Origin of the sequence: Citrobacter sp. HN-141 (genome assembly GCF_033341895.1) — a bacterium.
GTDB lineage: Bacteria > Pseudomonadota > Gammaproteobacteria > Enterobacterales > Enterobacteriaceae > Citrobacter.
The window spans coordinates 88358-105966 of sequence record NZ_JAWPBF010000011.1; the positions used below are offsets into that span (position 1 = coordinate 88358).

Below are 17609 nucleotides of genomic sequence, written 5' to 3' on the forward strand. Positions count from 1 at the left end.
GGCCTACATCTCACTGCGTAACGATTATCGCGTACCTGCCATACGTTTTTTACCGATGAACAACCAGCCCAGACCCAGAGCGATAAACCACAGCGGCGTGACGATCAGCGCCTGACGGGTATCCTCTTCCAGCGTCAGCAGCACCAGTACGAAGACGAAGAACGCCATACATACCCAGCACATCAGCTTGCCTAACGGCATCTTGTAGATCGATTTCTCATGCAGGTGTGGACGCTGTTTGCGATACACCAGATAAGAGCAAAGAATGATAGTCCAGACAAACATAAACAGGATTGCCGACACGGTGGTGATCATGGTGAACGCACCGATTACGCTCGGATTCACATAGAGCATTACCACGCCGCCCAACAGGCAGATACAGGAGAAGGTCAAGCCTTTCGCCGGCACCGCACGTTTAGACAGCTTAGCAAACGCTTTTGGCGCAACACCTTCCTGAGCCAGACCAAACAGCATACGGCTGGTAGAGAACACGCCGCTGTTTGCGGAAGAGGCCGCTGATGTCAGCACCACAAAGTTAATCAGGCTCGCCGCCGCTGGCAGACCTACCAGCACAAACAGCTCAACGAATGGGCTCTTAGTGGGAACCACCGAGCTCCACGGCGTCACGGACATAATCACGATCAACGCGAAAACGTAGAACATGATGATACGGATTGGAATCGAGTTAATCGCGCGCGGCAGAGACTTTTCCGGATCTTTAGTTTCAGCAGCCGTCGTACCCACCAGTTCAATACCGACAAACGCGAAGACCGCTATCTGGAAGCCCGCAAAGAAGCCACTCAGACCTTTCGGGAACCAGCCACCGTCATTCCACAGATGAGTGAACGAGGCCTGAACGCCGGTTGGCGACTGGAAGTGCGTCAGTACCATCACCAGACCGACGACAATCAGGCCGACAATGGCGACGATTTTGATCATCGCAAACCAGAACTCCATCTCACCAAACATTTTCACCGTGGCGAGGTTAAGAGCCAGCAACAGAATGATCACCGCCAGCGATGCCACCCAGTCTGACAGCCCGGGGAACCAGAATTGCGCATACGCCGTAATCGCAACGACGTCTGCCATCCCGGTAACCACCCAGCAGAACCAATAGGTCCAGCCGGTAAAATACCCGGCCCATGGCCCGAGCAGGTCGGAGGCGAAATCACTAAAGGATTTGTATTCGAGATTCGAGAGCAGCAATTCTCCCATTGCCCGCATCACGAAAAACAGCATAAAACCGATGATCATATAGACAAAAATGATCGACGGCCCGGCGAGGCTGATGGTTTTCCCAGAGCCCATAAACAGGCCGGTACCAATAGCGCCACCAATGGCAATAAGTTGAATATGACGGTTTGTGAGATTGCGCCGTAGCGACTGTTCAGACGAAGCCTCTTCAACGGCGTCGACTTTTACCTGATCTACCATGTTTTTTCTTCCTGTACCTGTCTGTGTTGTTCAGGCTCTACGGCCTTTAGTGTGTCTATGATACGACGATCCTGTTGGCAGGACTCATCGATATTAGGTAAGAATCGGCGGGATGAATACTAAGATTTAGATATAATGTTAATTTTATGTTTAAAGTGAGTGTCATATCACTCTGATAGCGAGAATCAGTTCACAAAAATACACGCAATAACATCATTTGCAAGATAAAATATCGATATCGGCATAACAATAGCTTTTCACGCTATTTTGTTGCTCCCCCCAGCGTCGGGGGGAACAGAAGTTACTGCTTACACGATTTCAAGCAGCTCAACTTCAAATACCAGCGTACTGAACGGAGGGATGGACGCGCCAGCGCCACGCTCACCGTAAGCCAGTTCCTGAGGAATAGTCAGTTCCCATTTGGAACCTACCGGCATCAGGGTCAGTGCTTCAATCCAGCCTGGGATCACGCCGTTAACCGGGAATTCAGCCGGTTCGCCACGCGCAACAGAGCTGTCAAACACGGTACCGTCGATCAGTTTACCGGTATAATGCACGCGTACGTGGTCGGTACGCGCCGGGATAGAACCTTCACCCTGAGTCAACACACGGAACTGCAGACCGGATTCAGTGCTATTCACACCTTCTTTCTCACGGTTTTCTTCCAGATATTTGACGCCATCAGCCGCCATAGCCTGGAAACGCTCGCGACGTACTGCATCAGCACGTTCGTGAATTTCACGCAGCGCACGGTGCACAACATCAACAGGCACTGCCGGGTGTTTACCTTCCAGCGCATCAGCGATACCCGCTACCAGCGCTTCAGGTAACAGCCCTTCCAGACCGGATTCGCTCAGCTGCTGTCCTACCTGCAAACCAATGCCGTAGCTTGCTTGCGCTTCGATAGTGTCAAAAGTCGGGGTAGCCATCATATTTCCTTTCATCGGATGTAAAGTAGCGGGCAGCATATCAGCCATGCCGCATCCGGTAAAACTTTGTCTCGGGAACAGATGACAAATCGCGAGGAAAAAGAAACAATGCTATTGCCCGTATCAATGTCACGAAAGCGGGTACCTGAACAAGTATCATAGAGTTAGCGATCTATACTCTATGACAGAGGAACGAGACGCGGAGCAGGAGGAAAGCCATGCCCGGGCGCTTTGAATTAAAACCAACCCTGGCGAAAATCTGGCATGCACCGGACAATTTTCGCATTATGGACCCGCTACCGCCTATGCATCGCCGTGGCATTATTGCTGCTGCCATCGTGCTGGTGATAGGTTTCCTGCTCCCTTCCAATGACACCAACGATACCCCGGTGGTCACGCGTAATGCACAGCTGGATTTGCAGTCGCAGTCCCAGCCGCCAACTGAAGCGCAGCTTCAGGCACAGTTGGTCGCACCACAAAATGATCCCGGCCAGGTCGCTCCCGTTGCGCCGGAACCCATCCAGGAAGGCGATCCCGATACACAGCCACAGAGCCAGCAATCACAGCCTCAGACGCAGCCCTTTCAGCAGAATAGTGGTATTGAGCAGCAGTGGCGTACCTACCGCGTAGACTCAGGGAAAACGCTGGCGCAGGTCTTCCGGGACCATAACCTTCCGCCAACTGATGTGTACGCAATGGCACAAGTGGAAGGCGCCGGGAAGCCGCTGAGCAATTTGAAAGACGGCCAGATGATCAAAATCAGGCAGAATGCTAATGGGGTGGTGACCGGGTTAACCATTGATAGCGGAAATGGTCAGCAGGTATTGTTTACCCGCCAGCCTAACGGCAGCTTTATTCGCGCACGCTAAATGAACTGATTGCCGGGTGGCGGCTTCGCCTTACCCGGCCTACGGCCCCCGCGATTGTAGGCCTGATAAGCGTTAGCGCCATCAGGCGTTACCGCTTCACCTTATTCACCCACCAAATCCCCGAACAGACCAGCACCAGCGCCACCGCATATTTCCATTCGAGAATGTTCTCACCGAGGAAAATTGACGACAGCACCGCCCCTGAAACCGGGATCAGGAAGTTAAACGGCGCGATCATTCCCACGCGGTTGTACTTGAGCAAAATGCTCCACAAAGCGAAGGCCACCGACGAAAGCAACGTCAGGTAACCCAGAATAGCCACTGAAGCAGAGCCGTGTACGGTCAGTGTCCCGCCAAAAGCATAACCGCCGATAACCAACGCCAGACCGCCCATCCCCAGTTGGTAACCTGTCATGACCGTTGGGTCTACCGTCTGAGAAATGCGTTTACCGTATAGCGTGGCCGCAGAGAGAATAAAGGCCGCCATCACGACTGAACCATCTCCTAACAGGCTGAAACTAAAATCCATTCCGCTGTTAAAGTTCACCACCATCACGCCGGTAAAACCCAGAATACAACCCAGTGCTTTGTTGTAGCTTAGTTTGTCGTTTTGATAGATAAAATGGGCCAACAGCACGCTAAAGAATGTACCGGTAGCGTTCATGATTGACCCCTTTACACCCGTCGTGAATGCCAGACCGATATAAAAGAAAATGTATTGTAGCGAGGTTTGCGTCAGCCCAAGCAGCGTAAGCTGGCCAAACTGGCGCGGGCTTAACCTGCCAATCGGTTTACGCTGCACCATCGCCAGCAGCAACAACAATAATCCCGCGAACAGGAAACGATATCCGGCAAAGACAATTTTTGACGGAATGTCATCCGTGGCAATCTGGAAGATCTCGTATCCGCTTTTTATCGCTGGATAAGCGCTCCCCCACAACAGGCAACAGAAGGCTGCGCCCAGGTAGACAACATTTTTACGCGCGAACAGAGGTTGGTGCGTTGGTTCCATTCCATCACCACTTTGAAATAATGTTTTATTTTTATGATTATCCCGAAAAGGACAAAGAATAGCCAGAGCGAAAAACAGGAGGGTAGAAAAGCAAAACGCCGGCACAGGGCCGGCGCTTTTACGCGGTCATCAGAATAAAAACTTATTCTGCAACTACGTTTACAGTCAGCTTAGCAAACACTTCGCTGTGAACCTGGAAGCTCACTTCGTGCTCGCCAGTGGTACGCAGAACGCCGTTCGGCAGACGAACTTCGCTCTTAGCAACGTCAACGCCAGCTGCAGTTACAGCGTCAGCGATGTCGCGAGTACCGATGGAACCGAACAGTTTACCTTCGTCGCCTGCTTTAGACGCGATGGTAACGGTTTCCAGTGCATTGATTTTCTCAGCACGAGCTTCAGCAGCGGCCAGAACGTCAGCCAGTTTGGCTTCCAGTTCAGCGCGACGCGCTTCGAAAAATTCAACGTTTTTCTTGGTAGCAGGAACAGCTTTACCCTGTGGTACCAGGAAGTTACGAGCATAGCCCGCTTTAACGTTAACCTGATCACCCAGGCTACCCAGGTTTGCTACTTTATCAAGCAGAATAACTTGCATTACCTTATCCTCTCAAAGTCGTATTAATGGACCGTGACCGATTACTGATGACGATCAGTGTACGGCAGCAGGGACAGGTAGCGAGCGCGTTTGATAGCGCGAGCCAGCTGACGCTGGTATTTTGCACGGGTACCGGTGATACGGCTTGGGACAATCTTACCGCTTTCGGTGATGTAGTTTTTCAGCGTAGCGATATCTTTATAGTCGATCTCTTGAACGCCTTCCGCGGTGAAACGGCAGAACTTGCGACGACGGAAATAACGTGCCATATGGCTAGTCTCCAGAATCTATCAATTCAATCTGCTCGGCATGCAGAACCATTTTGCTCAGGCCGTTCTTTGCCTTGTGGCAAGAGATGAACCCCTGAACGGTCACTGCGCTACCGACCGTTATACTGTGAGTAATGGCCTGGTTTTCGTGTCCGCTAACAATAACGGGCATTTGGCACCACGCCTGCCGGTGAAACCCGGCTTCCTCCTGCACAGAACGATGCTCAAGCACGAACTGGCAATGAGGAATTCCTGATGGACTGACCTTTCGAAGGGGAGCCCTGCACACGGTGCCGGACAGCGCCAGACGGTTGGTCATCAGAAATTACTCTTCAGAATCCCCAGCTTCAGCATCATCTGCGGTTTCGTTAGCGAAATCATCGCGACGTTCACGACGCTCGTCTTTCGCTTTAACCATCGGAGATGCTTCGGTAACAGCGTGTTTAGTACGCATAACCATGCTGCGGATAACGGCATCGTTGAAGCGGAAGGTAGTTTCCAGCTCATCGATCACTTCCTGCGGCGCTTCAACGTTCATCAGAACGTAGTGAGCTTTGTGCAGTTTGTTGATCGGGTAAGCCAGCTGACGGCGGCCCCAGTCTTCCAGACGGTGGATCGTGCCTTCTGCACCAGTGATGGCAGCAGTGTAGCGTTCGATCATACCCGGAACCTGTTCGCTCTGGTCAGGATGGACCATAAAAACGATTTCGTAATGACGCATCGAATTGCTCCTTACGGATTATTCAGCCTCCTGTCTGGGTCAGCCGAGGCCCATGGAGGCAAGGAACGTGTTAAAGGTCGGCTGAAAAATGACGCGTCATAATACTGGGGTCAGCAGGTAAACTCAAGGTGCTTGTACGATTATTTATCATATCGCCATTAATACATATCCAGCAGCATTTTGATGCTGATACAAATAGAGACGATGACAATCATGGGTCGGATGACTTTCTTGCCGCGCGTCAGTACGACTGTCGCACCCAGACGTGCGCCGAGGGATTGCCCGGCAAACATCACCAGCCCCAGCGACCAGATCATTTTACCGCCGAAAATGAAGAATAAAATCGAGGCGATGTTCGACGCCAGGTTAATAAAATTCGAGTGGATTTGCGCTTTATCGATACTGTATCCCCACAGCAGGATATAGCTGAGCGTATAAAAGGAGCCAGCCCCAGCGCCGAGAAATCCATCATAAAAACCAATGCAACCCCCGCCGATCAACGAAAAGAGAAACAGGGAGACTTTTTGCTTTCTCTTCGGTTCGCTGAGATTAGGCGCAAAAATAAAGTAGATAGCGACGGCAATAATCAGTACCGGCAGCAGTTTTTTCAGCAGTTCTGGTTCAATGAACTGAATAAGCGTCGTACCTAATGCCGAACCAATAAAAGCAGATAAGAACACATACTTGTGCTCCTGCACGTTGATATGCCCACGGCGTAAAAAGTAAATTCCGGAGGTCAGCGAGCTACCCAGCGCCTGGATTTTATTGGTTGCCAGCGCGTTAGCCGGGGGTAAACCGGAAATCAGTAATGCGCCAATAGAAAGAAACCCGCCGCCGCCTGACACCACGTTAATAAAGCCAGCCACCAGCGCGACCATAAACATAATCACAAAGTAGCTGAAATCCATGAATGAAGTATCCATAAGTTTTTGCCTTATAATCATAAAGTTATGTTGATTATTCGGCCCACTATAAACGGCGTACTCCTCGGGTTAAATTGACAATTTGGTAAGAGTTTATGCCTGGGAAACAGGTATTTTTTTATCGCAGCGAGAGATATCAGCTGACTGTTAATTAAAGGAAAGATGGCAATGCGGTAATTTTTTGAACAACTGCATCAGAAATGGTCGCTATCGACTACGTTGGTTACGGTTAAAATTACATCAGAAGCTAACGACTCACAGGAGACAAGCAACCAAAGACCGCAGTCGAGGAGGTACCTATGCGAGCCCGTGTTTTGACCCTTCTGGTTGTGCTTTTGCTGAGCGCAAATGCAATGGCAGCCATCAAAATTGACAATCATCAGGCCAGAAATATGGATGATGTGCAGAGCTTAGGCGTAATTTACATAAATCATAACTTCGCCACTGAAAGTGAAGCCACTCAGGCTCTGAACGAAGAGACCGATGCGCAAGGCGCAACCTACTACCACGTGATCCTCACCAGGGAACCCGGTAGTAACGGAAATATGCACGCCAGTGCAGATATTTATCGTTAACACCAGAAATAACCAACGAGAACATTGCCACAGTTTGACTTGCCCCCTTTATTGGGGGCTTTTTTTGCAAAAAAGCCCTGAAGCCAGATCGATAACATCCCCTGAATGATTTGGCTCCAGGACTTAGCCGTTACTTCTGTCCATAATAGGCGTTTGGACCATGCTTACGCATAAAATGCTTATTCATCAGATAATCGTCGATGGGGTTTAGCGCCGGATTAATGCCACGCGCAATCCACGCCATTTTTGCCACCTCTTCCATCACCACCGCGTTATGTACCGCATCGTGAGCATCTTTGCCCCAGGCAAACGGGCCATGCTGATACACGACGACGCCTGGCGTATGTAAAGGTTCGACCTCCCCCAACGTTTCAACAATCACCCTACCGGTATTCAGCTCATACTCATCCTGAACTTCAGCTTCAGTTAAAGCCCGGGTACAGGGAATATCGCCAAAGAAGTAATCCGCATGCGTCGTGCCAAGCGCAGGTATTGCCAGACCCGCCTGCGCCCACGCTGTGGCATGAGTTGAGTGGGTATGCACCACGCCGCCAAGCGACGGATAACGGCGATACAGCGCCAGATGGGTGGCGGTATCTGAAGAAGGACGATAGCATCCCTCCACCACGTTGCCGTCCAGATCTACCACCACCATGTCGTCGACTTTCATCGTTTGGTAGTCGACGCCGCTGGGTTTAATCACCACCAGCCCATGTTCACGATTGATGGCGCTGACGTTTCCCCAGGTAAAGGTCACCAGCCCGTAGCGTGGAAGGTCCATGTTAGCCGCAAAAACCTGCTGCCTGAGCTCTTGTATCACGTTGCCTCCATCAGACCGGCACTGGCCATCCGCGCTTTCACCCAGTCGCGCGCCTTCGCCACTTCACGTGCCGGGTCGTCCGACGTTTCACTCCATATCTCAATCAGGTATGGCCCGCAATACCCACTCTGTTTGAGCGTCGCAAAACAACGTTCGAAATCGACAATCCCTTCACCAAACGGCACATTTTTGAATACGCCGGGTTTGGTATCTTTCACGTGTACGGCGACGATATGGCCCATTCCCGCCTGCAGTTCCATCTGTACGTCATTATCCCACGCCGACAAATTGCCAATGTCAGGATAGAGCTGGAACCACGGATTGTTGAGGTAGTGGGCATAACCCAGCGCCTTGCTGATCGAATTCATCAACGGATAATCCATGATCTCCATCGCCAGCGTCACCTGCGCACGACTCGCCATCTCCACACTCTCTTTCAGCCCATCACGAAACCGACGACGCGTTTCGTTATTGGCCTGCTGGTAATAGACGTCGTAACCCGCCAGTTGAATAACGCGAATACCGATATCCTGCGCAAACCGAATCGCTTTACGCATAATCTCAAGCCCCTGGGCACGGACGGCATCATCTTCGCTACCCAGCGGGAAACGACGGTGGGCGCTCAGGCACATCGAGGGGACACGCACACCGGTTTCGGCAATCGCGGTGACCAGCGTCAGACGCTGTTCGCGGCTCCAGTCAAGCCGCGACAGGCGCGCGTCGGTTTCATCAACCGACATTTCAACAAAGTCAAAACCCAACTCCTTTGCCAGGCGCAGACGCGCCAGCCAACACTCCCCGGCAGGGAGCGCTTTTTCATAGATGCCAAGTGGGATCTGTTTTGACAACATGTCCGCTCCTTATCCCCACAGTTGGGCAATGGAACGTTTGAACTGACGGGCCGCTTCCACCGGAGAGGCGGCATCGCGAATGCTGCGACCGGCAATAAAGACATGAATCGGAATCCCCTGGAACAGCGGCAGGTCTTCCAGCGCCAGACCGCCGGTGACAGTGACTTTAAAGCCCATCTCGGACAGGCGTTTGATCGCGCTGATATCCGCCTCTCCCCACGCCACACCCGCCGCCTGCGCATCACGGCTGCGGTGATATACCACCTGCCCAATGCCCGCGTCACGCCACTCTTGCGCCTGTTCCCAGGTCCAGTAACCCGTCAGTTCAATCTGTACATCCCCGTTAAATTCTTTCGCCACCTCGAGTGCCCCCTTGGTGGTGTTGATATCTGCACAGCAAATCACCGTGACCCAGTCGGCATTGGCTTCAAAGCACATACGCGACAGGATTTTCCCCGCATCGGCAATTTTGGCATCCGCCAGCACAATTTTATGTGGATAGAGCGCCTTTAGATCGCGAACGGCACGCACACCTTCAGCAACACAAAGGATGGTGCCGACCTCAATAATATCCACCTCTTCGGCAATCAGCCGCGTCGTTTCATACGCAGAAGCCATTGATTGGTTATCCAGCGCAACCTGCAACATAGGTAATGACATTTTATTGTTCCTTTAAACAGCCGCCGCAGTGGCGTTATCAATTAAATCCAGCACTTCCTGCGCGGTGCGGCAGGCACGTAAACGGTCAAAATTGGCTTCATCGTCAAACAGGTTAACGATCTGCATGATGCCGACTTCCTGATGCGTATTAGCGTCAACCGCCGCCATCGTTATCAGGATGTCGACCGGGTCGTTATCTTCATGGTTGAACACTAACGGCGTTTTCAGCGTGACCAACGCAAAACCGGTTTTTTTAACCCCCTCTTCAGGACGGCCATGCGGCATAGCCAGGCCTGGGGCAATCACAAAGTAAGGACCGTGCTGTGCAACCCCGTCGAGAATGGCCTGGTAGTAGCGTGGCTCGACCACATCAGCCTTAACCAGCAAATCAACACTGAGTTTTACCGCTTCCTGCCAGCTACTGGCCTCGGCTTGCAAAAGGATGGAATTATTGTCCGCCAGCGAATCACGTAGTTTCATATTCCGCGTCCTTACTTCACGTCCTGCGGAAAGTGTTCTTTAATCACTTCCAGCAGTTTTGGACCAAAATCAGCGGGAGACAGCATGTTGCGTACCCCTACTACATACTTATTGCCAGAAACGGTAATTTCGCCGGCGATATGGGTAGAGGCGATGATGATGTCCGCGCCGCTCAGTTCACTTTTATACTCACCCACTGCGCAGCTGTTTACCGTATGGTCAATATTTGACTGAGTTAAAAACTGATCCACCTTCATTTTCATGATCATGGAACTGCCCTGTCCGTTGCCACATACAGCCAGAATACGTACGGTCATAATCGGAACTCCTTATTAAGCAGAGTGTTCTGCCAGTTGTTTTTCTGCGTCTTCCTCAGCGCGCAAGGTGCGTCCTGCGAAAAACATATAAGCCAGCGCAATCAGAATAATGACGGCCATAAAAATCAGCCCGATAGAGGCGAAACCCTGCATCATAGGCGGGGCCAGAATCGACCAGTCAGCCATCCCCATCCAGGCGCTCATACCGGTGAGTTTTACTGCCCAGACGCAGCCGAATATTTCAATCATGCCCATCACCAGACAAATCTTGAGCGCCGCTCGCCAGCCGCCAAAATGGTTGGCAAATACGCCGATAGTGGCGTTAGAGAAGAACATTGGAATAAAGCCGGGGATAATCAGAATGGAAGAGCCGAGACCTACCAGAATGCCAACAGCAATCAGTTGACCGATGGTGCCCCACATAAAACCCCAGACCACAGCGTTTGGGGCAAAGCTGTATATCGCCGCACAGTCAATCGCCAGGACCGCCCCAGGAATCAAACGTTGAGAAATACCGTTGAACGCTTCTGAAAGTTCAGCAACGAACATACGTACACCCTGGGTGATGATGAAAATGGCAACAGCGAACGAGAAACCGGTTTGCAGGATATACACCGTCCAGTGCGTTTTTCCCGCCATCGCCTGGACCACATCAATGCCAAAAGAGAGCAGGATTGCACCGAAGAAGAGGGTCATCACGATCGCGGTTGAAACGATGTTGTCATGGAAGATATTCAACCAGCCCGGCAGCTTAAGATCTTCGACACTCTCTTCTTTCTTACCGAGATAAGGGGCAACTTTGTAAGCAATCCAGGAGGCGAACTGCTGCTGGTGACCAATAGAGAAGCCACAGCCGTCAGTCACGTCTTGCGTCGGTTTGTACATCATGTTGGAGGTAATACCCCAATAGAGCGACACCAGTACCGCCGTACAGATAATGGTGGTCCACATCGGGTAACCAAAGATATACAGAGAAACCGCAATCAGCCCCGCCTGCTGGAACATGATGTGTCCGGTCAGCATGATGGTGCGGATACCGGTAATACGCCGTAGCAGTACGTAACAAATATTCAGCGCCAGCGCTAACAGCACCGCATACCCCACCCAGCTATAGGCATCCCCCATGCGTTCAATGGTCGCCATCATTGAGGCATAGGTATCTGAAATCGCCCCGTTGATGCCATAGACCTCAGACATCTTAGCCACTACCGGTTTGAACGTGCTGGTCAGGATGCCGGACCCTGCCTGCAGCAACATAAAGCCGATGATCGTTTTGATCGTGCCTTTAATAATTACGCTGACGCTTTTACGCAGCAAGATGTAGCCGAGGCAGGTCACTATCCCCAGCAGCAGTGGGGCGTTAGTCATAACCTGATTAAAAAAGACGGTAAAGATGTTGTAGAGGATCTCCATAACGATCTCCAGAAGACGAAGTTGCTGAACATTCATTACAGATGCCCAGGATGTTGTGCTTTCACTCTAGTTTTCAAAAGTAATCACAACAAGATTGAATTTGATTAAATGTGATGCAGTACGCAAATAATTCTCTTGCTTGCAGCATGGTTTTAATCTTTATTCAGAAAATAAAAAATAAACCTCATTAAAACAATAAAATACAAAAAATTATTTCTTACAAACCATCCTGCCATGTAGTGATTCCCTCACACTTACCCGCTGAATAAGAAAAATCAGCACATTGCCTTCTTGATAAAATGATGCCAGAATCAATCAAAACAAATCACAATTTGATTTAACTTGAATAAACATGAAGGTAATTGCGATGAGTAAAGTAAAAAGCATCACGCGTGAATCATGGATCCTGAGCACATTCCCGGAGTGGGGAAGCTGGCTGAATGAAGAGATCGAGCAGGAACAGGTTGCACCAGGCACCTTTGCGATGTGGTGGCTTGGCTGTACTGGAATTTGGCTGAAGTCGGAAGGCGGGACTAACGTCTGCGTCGATTTCTGGTGCGGCACCGGTAAACAAAGCCACGGCAACCCACTGATGAAAACCGGCCACCAAATGCAGCGCATGGCGGGTGTAAAGAAACTACAACCCAATCTGCGCACTACGCCGTTTGTCCTTGATCCGTTTGCTATTCGTCAGATCGACGCGGTTCTTGCTACGCACGATCATAACGATCACATTGATGTGAATGTCGCCGCCGCCATCATGCAGAACTGTGCAGACGACGTACCGTTTATCGGACCGCAAACCTGTGTCGATCTGTGGATCGGTTGGGGTGTACCACAAGAGCGCTGCATCGTGGTAAAACCCGGCGATGTGGTTAAAGTGAAAGATATTGAAATTCATGCGCTTGACGCATTTGATCGTACTGCGTTAATCACCCTGCCAGCCGATCAGAAAGCCGCTGGCGTTCTGCCAGATGGCATGGATGCACGCGCGGTAAACTATCTGTTCAAGACTCCGGGCGGCACGTTGTACCACAGCGGTGACTCCCACTACTCCAACTATTATGCAAAACACGGCAACGAGCATCAGATCGACGTCGCGCTCGGCTCCTACGGTGAAAACCCGCGTGGGATTACGGACAAGATGACCAGCTCCGACATACTGCGCATGGCGGAATCCTTAAATACAAAAGTGGTGATCCCTTTCCATCATGATATCTGGTCAAACTTTCAGGCTGATCCACAGGAGATCCGCGTCCTGTGGAACATGAAAAAAGATCGGCTGAAGTATAATTTCAAACCGTTTATCTGGCAGGTCGGCGGCAAGTTCACCTGGCCACTGGATAAAGATAACTTCGAATATCACTATCCACGCGGCTTTGATGACTGCTTCACGATTGAGCCGGATTTACCGTTTAAATCCTTCCTGTGATCCACACAAAATGCCGGTTTCTCCCGGCATTTTTTCCCATTTACTTAGTATTTCCAGGCTATTTCAAATATCATCTTTTCAAATCAATTTGTATCGGAATAGCTCATGACTGAAGCACAAAGACATCAAATATTGCTGGATATGCTGGCGCAATTGGGCTTTGTTACCGTTGAGAACGTGATTGAGCGCCTGGGGATTTCACCGGCCACAGCACGCAGGGATATCAACAAACTCGACGAAAGCGGCAAACTCAAAAAAGTCCGTAACGGGGCAGAAGCCATTACCCAGCAGCGCCCACGCTGGACACCGATGAATCTGCACCAGGCACAGAATCACGATGAAAAAGTTCGCATTGCCAAAGCGGCATCCCAGCTAGTGAATGCCGGAGAAAGCGTGGTGATCAACTGCGGCTCAACCGCCTTCCTGCTGGGTCGCGAAATGTGTGGCAAACCCGTGCAGATCATCACCAATTATCTGCCGCTGGCAAACTATCTGATCGACCAGGAGCATGAAAGCGTGATCATCATGGGAGGGCAATACAACAAGAGCCAATCCATCACGCTTAGCCCGCAGGGCAGCGAAAATAGCCTGTATGCCGGACACTGGATGTTTACGAGTGGTAAAGGACTGACCGCAGATGGACTGTATAAAACCGATATGCTGACGGCGATGGCAGAGCAAAAGATGCTCAACGTGGTCGGCAAACTGGTGGTGCTGGTCGATAGCAGTAAAGTTGGTGAGCGTGCGGGAATGTTGTTCAGTCGCGCCGATCAAATCGATATGCTGATTACCGGCAAAAATGCTAACCCTGAGATTCTGCAACAACTTGAGGCTCAGGGCGTGAACATTATGCGCGTTTAAAGGTGCTGGCGGAAAAACGATACTGTCGCAGCGAGCGCTTCTGGCGTGATGCGGTGTCGGACACCCGCTTCCCACAGGCAGGTCAGATGGTTATCCAGACCTGCCTGAATTAACGCCTGCTGCAAACGGAACGTTTCCACAGCCGGAACCACATCGTCATCCTGACCATGCCACAACAGCAATGGTCTGTCGGCCAGACGTTGCAACTGGTGTGTGACATCCCACTCGGCTAGCGGGCCGATAATCTTATCAAATTCCGCTTGCTGTTCTGGCGTCTGAACCGCTACAGGGGGAAAAAGCGTTTGTGCAAGCCGGGTAAAATAACCCGACCCCATCAGGCTCGCTGCACATTTTACGTCAGGATGACGTGCCATAATGCCCAGAGCCGTCATTGCCCCCATTGAGGCACCCCCGACGGCAAGACGTTCATCTGATAGCCAATTTTCTGCCACCAGCGCCGCACGTAACGTCGTAAACTCCTGCATATTTTGCTGCAAAATCTGCCAGAAGCGATACATTCTCCCCTGAGCGTCACTCGTGGAGCGTGCGCCATGATCGGGCGCATCAGGCATCACGACCCGGAATCCGGCCTGTGCCAGAGCAACGGCAAAATAGCTGTAGACCAGACTTGAAGAGGTAAACCCGTGATAGAAGATAATACAAGGGAGTGAGCACTCGCGTTTACCCGCAGGAACGGCGTGCAGGACAGGGATACCAGCCAGCTGGCGTGTTTCAATTTCGATCATTTGTCGCCTCTTTTTTTCTGGTATGCCATGGAGAAATACTTAACGCAAGTGAATGTGTTCAGCAATGATTCATAATGTTGAGAACTGGGTTACGCTTTCGCAACATTTTCATTCGAAAATCGCGTGAGAGATAACAATTCGGGAACATTCCCCTAAAGGGAATTTAATAAGGCACTACACTATGGCTATCAGGAAACGAGATAGAGTTATGCGTCGGTTTGCCTCTTTGTTGCTGGTGACGTTTTTAAGCGCCTGTAGTGTGCTACAGGGTACACCACAACCTGCACCGCCCGTAGCCGACCACCCGCAAGAGATCCGCCGCGACCAGAGCAACGGGTTGCAGCGAATAGGGACAGTCAATGCGCTGGTAAGAGGCTCTCCAGATGATGCGCTGGCAGAGATCCGTGCCAAAGCCGTCGCGGCTAAAGCTGATTATTACGTGGTCTTATTAGTTGATGAGACCATAGTGACAGGCCAATGGTATTCACAAGCTATTTTGTATCGTAAATAACATTGGGTTGAAATTTAGTCAGTTTTACATTGCTTTGCGCCCCTATGCGTTTACCTGTGCACAATAAACCAACAGCAGGGAGCTTGAGGTTTATTATCGCGATGGAATGCCCTGCCATGTGTAGGGGTACGAATAATGGAGCTGACGATGAAACAATCACTTGCCTTATCCTCACTGCTGCTTTCTGCCGGACTGGTCGGTACAACGGCGCAGTCTGCCGAGTTCGCCAGTGCTGACTGCGTAACAGGCCTGAACGAAATTGGCCTGATATCGGTCAGTAACATTGCAGGAAACCCGCAGGACGTAGAACGCGTTGTAGCGTTAAAAGCGGATGAACAAGGTGCCTCATGGTACCGGATTATTCAGATGTATGAAGAACAGCAGCCAGATAACTGGCGCGTACAGGCCATACTTTATGCATAACAGATTGCCGGATGGCGTAAACGTATCCTGCCTGTATTGAACGTAGGCAGGATACGACGCAACAGCATCGCCATCTGGCACAATATTACCGTATTCCTCCCGTCGCCCGCAGTAGCAAATCACTCTGCACCTGTGCAGACAACTGTTTTACACCACGCGTATCCAGCATCATCTGACACCAGGCCTGCGCCACTGGCGGAGAGGCATAACGCAATATCTGCGCGCCACACCCGAGTAGAAAAAGCTGCTGCGTAATCTCCCTCGCCAACGCCTCACTGGGCTTACGTAGGTGTTGCTGTAACTGACGCACCATCCGATCGTAATGACGATCTTGCCCTTTTACTTCAGCAAAAGCCTCACTGAGCATATCGTACATGCCGGGTTGTTTCGTCAGCACCCGCAATACATCAAGACACATAATGTTGCCGGAACCCTCCCAGATACTGTTCACCGGCATTTCACTGTACAAACGGGGCAACTCACTTTCTTCGCAATATCCCACCCCACCCAGCACTTCCATGGCCTCGGCAACAAACGGCATGCCATTTTTGCAGATGGCAAATTTCGCTGCGGGTGTGAATAATCTGGCCCACAGGGCTTCTTTCGTATCGGTGCGGCGATCCCAGGCTCGCGCCAGCCGAAACAGTAACGCGGTCTGCCCTTCCAACTGCAACGCCATTCGGCTTAGTACCTGACGCATCATCGGTTGTTCGATCAAAGGTTTACCAAATACCTGCCGCTGATGTGCATGATAAATCGCCACGGAAAAAGCGCGTCGCATCATACTGTGGCTACCCAGCGCGCAGTCGAAACGCGTCATACCGCCCATTTTCAGGATGTGGCGAATACCTTCCCCTTCCTCGCCCAGCAACCAGCCGATGGCATCCTGAAACTCAACCTCACAGCTGGCATTAGAACGGTTACCGAGCTTATCTTTCAGGCGTTCTAGGCGGATGGCGTTGCGCCGACCATCAGGTAAGAATCGCGGTACAAAAAAGCAGGATAATCCCCCCTTTGTCTGCGCCAGCACCAAATGGGCATCGCTTTGCGGCACGGAGAAAAACCATTTATGGCCCACCAGGCGATATGAGCCATCTGCAAGACGCTCAGCCTGAGTGGTATTGCTCAGCACATCTGAACCCCCTTGCTTCTCCGTCATTCCCATACCAATCAGCACCCCACGCTTTTGTCCACCGGGCAGCAAATGTGAGTCATAGCGATCGCTGCGCAGAGGGGTAAACCAGTCATGAAATTGTGAAGGTAGCATCTGCAGTAACAGCGGCGTGGCGGCAAAGGTCATGGTTATCGGGCACAAGGTACCCGCCTCCACCTGCGCATGCAGCATAAAACGTGCCGCCCGGGCAACAAACGTGCCCTGCCTCGCCTCCTCTTCCCAGGCCAGGTTATGCACGCGATTTGCGCACAATCCCTGCATCAGTAAATGCCAGGCGGGATGAAACCGCACATCATCCAGGCGCTGCCCCTGCGGATCGTAACGCAATAATTCGGGGGGAAAGGTATTGGCCAGGCGGCCCAGCTCGAGCGATTCCGCGGTCCCTAATTGCTGGCCAATACTGGCGAGAAGATCGCTGTCCCAGCCCGCGCCTTCGCGAGCAACGGCTTCACACAGTGCGCCATCGGACAGGTATAAATTGCTGTTATTGAGCGGTACAGGTTGGTTAAAAACGGTATGCGTTTGCCAGTGCATTGTGTCTCCCTCCGTCAATGGCCGTCGCCATAAGTATGGCCAGTCAGAGAAGAGAGTGCCTGG

General features: G+C 51.3%; 22 protein-coding genes. 6 read left to right on the forward strand and 16 right to left on the reverse strand.

Annotated elements, in window-relative coordinates:
* Positions 1 to 24: 24 nt before the first annotated feature.
* Both cycA and fklB read right to left on the reverse strand, forming a co-directional pair.
* Positions 25 to 1434 (reverse strand): D-serine/D-alanine/glycine transporter, encoded by a 1410-nt coding sequence (cycA, locus tag RYZ59_RS14920; protein WP_137383985.1) that lies wholly within the window; start codon positions 1432 to 1434, stop codon positions 25 to 27.
* A gap of 308 nt (positions 1435 to 1742) precedes the next feature.
* A complete protein-coding gene (fklB, locus tag RYZ59_RS14925; protein ID WP_202039821.1) occupies positions 1743 to 2363 on the reverse strand; it encodes a peptidylprolyl isomerase in 621 nt (206 codons plus the stop codon).
* Between the two features lie 218 nt (positions 2364 to 2581).
* Between fklB and RYZ59_RS14930 the strand changes: the two genes are divergently transcribed.
* Entirely contained in the window at positions 2582 to 3232 is a 651-nt protein-coding gene (locus RYZ59_RS14930) for an OapA family protein (RefSeq protein WP_318049105.1), read from the forward strand.
* 88 nt (positions 3233 to 3320) lie between these two features.
* On the opposite strand, the gene RYZ59_RS14935 is transcribed toward RYZ59_RS14930, so the two are convergent.
* The 6 genes from RYZ59_RS14935 to RYZ59_RS14965 form a co-directional block, all read right to left on the reverse strand.
* On the reverse strand, positions 3321 to 4244 hold the full coding sequence (locus tag RYZ59_RS14935; protein WP_202039798.1) for a DMT family transporter: 924 nt from the start codon (positions 4242 to 4244) through the stop codon (positions 3321 to 3323).
* 142 nt (positions 4245 to 4386) lie between these two features.
* On the reverse strand, positions 4387 to 4836 hold the full coding sequence (gene rplI / locus RYZ59_RS14940) for a 50S ribosomal protein L9 (RefSeq protein WP_137383988.1): 450 nt from the start codon (positions 4834 to 4836) through the stop codon (positions 4387 to 4389).
* A 41-nt stretch (positions 4837 to 4877) separates the two neighbouring features.
* A complete protein-coding gene (gene rpsR / locus RYZ59_RS14945) occupies positions 4878 to 5105 on the reverse strand; it encodes a 30S ribosomal protein S18 (RefSeq protein ID WP_000135199.1) in 228 nt (75 codons plus the stop codon).
* 4 nt (positions 5106 to 5109) lie between these two features.
* A complete protein-coding gene (gene priB, locus RYZ59_RS14950; protein WP_006686338.1) occupies positions 5110 to 5424 on the reverse strand; it encodes a primosomal replication protein N in 315 nt (104 codons plus the stop codon).
* A 6-nt stretch (positions 5425 to 5430) separates the two neighbouring features.
* On the reverse strand, positions 5431 to 5826 hold the full coding sequence (gene rpsF / locus RYZ59_RS14955) for a 30S ribosomal protein S6 (RefSeq protein ID WP_003025672.1): 396 nt from the start codon (positions 5824 to 5826) through the stop codon (positions 5431 to 5433).
* A 158-nt stretch (positions 5827 to 5984) separates the two neighbouring features.
* Positions 5985 to 6749, reverse strand: coding sequence for a TSUP family transporter (locus tag RYZ59_RS14965; RefSeq protein ID WP_318049110.1), 765 nt, complete (start codon positions 6747 to 6749; stop codon positions 5985 to 5987).
* Between the two features lie 299 nt (positions 6750 to 7048).
* Between RYZ59_RS14965 and yjfY the strand changes: the two genes are divergently transcribed.
* Positions 7049 to 7324, forward strand: coding sequence for a DUF1471 family protein YjfY (gene yjfY, locus RYZ59_RS14970; protein WP_318049113.1), 276 nt, complete (start codon positions 7049 to 7051; stop codon positions 7322 to 7324).
* Between the two features lie 130 nt (positions 7325 to 7454).
* On the opposite strand, the gene RYZ59_RS14975 is transcribed toward yjfY, so the two are convergent.
* From RYZ59_RS14975 to ulaA, 6 genes are read right to left on the reverse strand one after another with little or no spacing between them, the layout of a single operon-like run.
* Positions 7455 to 8141: an L-ribulose-5-phosphate 4-epimerase gene (locus RYZ59_RS14975; protein WP_318049200.1), complete on the reverse strand. Its 687-nt coding sequence runs from the start codon at positions 8139 to 8141 to the stop codon at positions 7455 to 7457.
* Positions 8141 to 8995, reverse strand: coding sequence for an L-ribulose-5-phosphate 3-epimerase (locus tag RYZ59_RS14980; RefSeq protein WP_318049116.1), 855 nt, complete (start codon positions 8993 to 8995; stop codon positions 8141 to 8143). The genes RYZ59_RS14975 and RYZ59_RS14980 overlap by 1 nt, the downstream gene beginning before the upstream one ends.
* A 9-nt stretch (positions 8996 to 9004) precedes the next feature.
* Complete coding sequence (ulaD, locus tag RYZ59_RS14985; RefSeq protein ID WP_318049119.1) at positions 9005 to 9655, reverse strand: 3-keto-L-gulonate-6-phosphate decarboxylase UlaD; 651 nt, start codon at positions 9653 to 9655, stop codon at positions 9005 to 9007.
* A 12-nt stretch (positions 9656 to 9667) separates the two neighbouring features.
* Entirely contained in the window at positions 9668 to 10135 is a 468-nt protein-coding gene (gene ulaC, locus RYZ59_RS14990) for a PTS ascorbate transporter subunit IIA (protein ID WP_318049121.1), read from the reverse strand.
* A gap of 11 nt (positions 10136 to 10146) precedes the next feature.
* Complete coding sequence (gene ulaB, locus RYZ59_RS14995; RefSeq protein WP_045439008.1) at positions 10147 to 10452, reverse strand: PTS ascorbate transporter subunit IIB; 306 nt, start codon at positions 10450 to 10452, stop codon at positions 10147 to 10149.
* 15 nt (positions 10453 to 10467) lie between these two features.
* Positions 10468 to 11865 (reverse strand): PTS ascorbate transporter subunit IIC, encoded by a 1398-nt coding sequence (gene ulaA / locus RYZ59_RS15000; RefSeq protein WP_318049201.1) that lies wholly within the window; start codon positions 11863 to 11865, stop codon positions 10468 to 10470.
* Positions 11866 to 12232: 367 nt separating this feature from the next.
* Between ulaA and ulaG the strand changes: the two genes are divergently transcribed.
* Entirely contained in the window at positions 12233 to 13297 is a 1065-nt protein-coding gene (gene ulaG / locus RYZ59_RS15005) for an L-ascorbate 6-phosphate lactonase (protein ID WP_318049127.1), read from the forward strand.
* Positions 13298 to 13402: 105 nt separating this feature from the next.
* Positions 13403 to 14158 (forward strand): HTH-type transcriptional regulator UlaR, encoded by a 756-nt coding sequence (ulaR, locus tag RYZ59_RS15010; RefSeq protein WP_318049128.1) that lies wholly within the window; start codon positions 13403 to 13405, stop codon positions 14156 to 14158.
* Here ulaR and yjfP read toward each other — a convergent pair.
* On the reverse strand, positions 14155 to 14904 hold the full coding sequence (gene yjfP / locus RYZ59_RS15015; protein ID WP_202039806.1) for an esterase: 750 nt from the start codon (positions 14902 to 14904) through the stop codon (positions 14155 to 14157). The two genes, ulaR and yjfP, sit on opposite strands and share 4 nt — an antisense overlap.
* A gap of 181 nt (positions 14905 to 15085) precedes the next feature.
* Between yjfP and bsmA the strand changes: the two genes are divergently transcribed.
* The gene (bsmA, locus tag RYZ59_RS15020; RefSeq protein WP_040232967.1) at positions 15086 to 15415 is read left to right on the forward strand and encodes a biofilm peroxide resistance protein BsmA; all 330 of its coding nucleotides are present in this window, start codon (positions 15086 to 15088) and stop codon (positions 15413 to 15415) included.
* A 147-nt stretch (positions 15416 to 15562) separates the two neighbouring features.
* Entirely contained in the window at positions 15563 to 15838 is a 276-nt protein-coding gene (gene yjfN, locus RYZ59_RS15025; RefSeq protein WP_005134428.1) for a DUF1471 family protease activator YjfN, read from the forward strand.
* 85 nt (positions 15839 to 15923) lie between these two features.
* On the opposite strand, the gene RYZ59_RS15030 is transcribed toward yjfN, so the two are convergent.
* Entirely contained in the window at positions 15924 to 17546 is a 1623-nt protein-coding gene (locus RYZ59_RS15030) for an isovaleryl-CoA dehydrogenase (protein WP_318049135.1), read from the reverse strand.
* Positions 17547 to 17609: the final 63 nt, after the last annotated feature.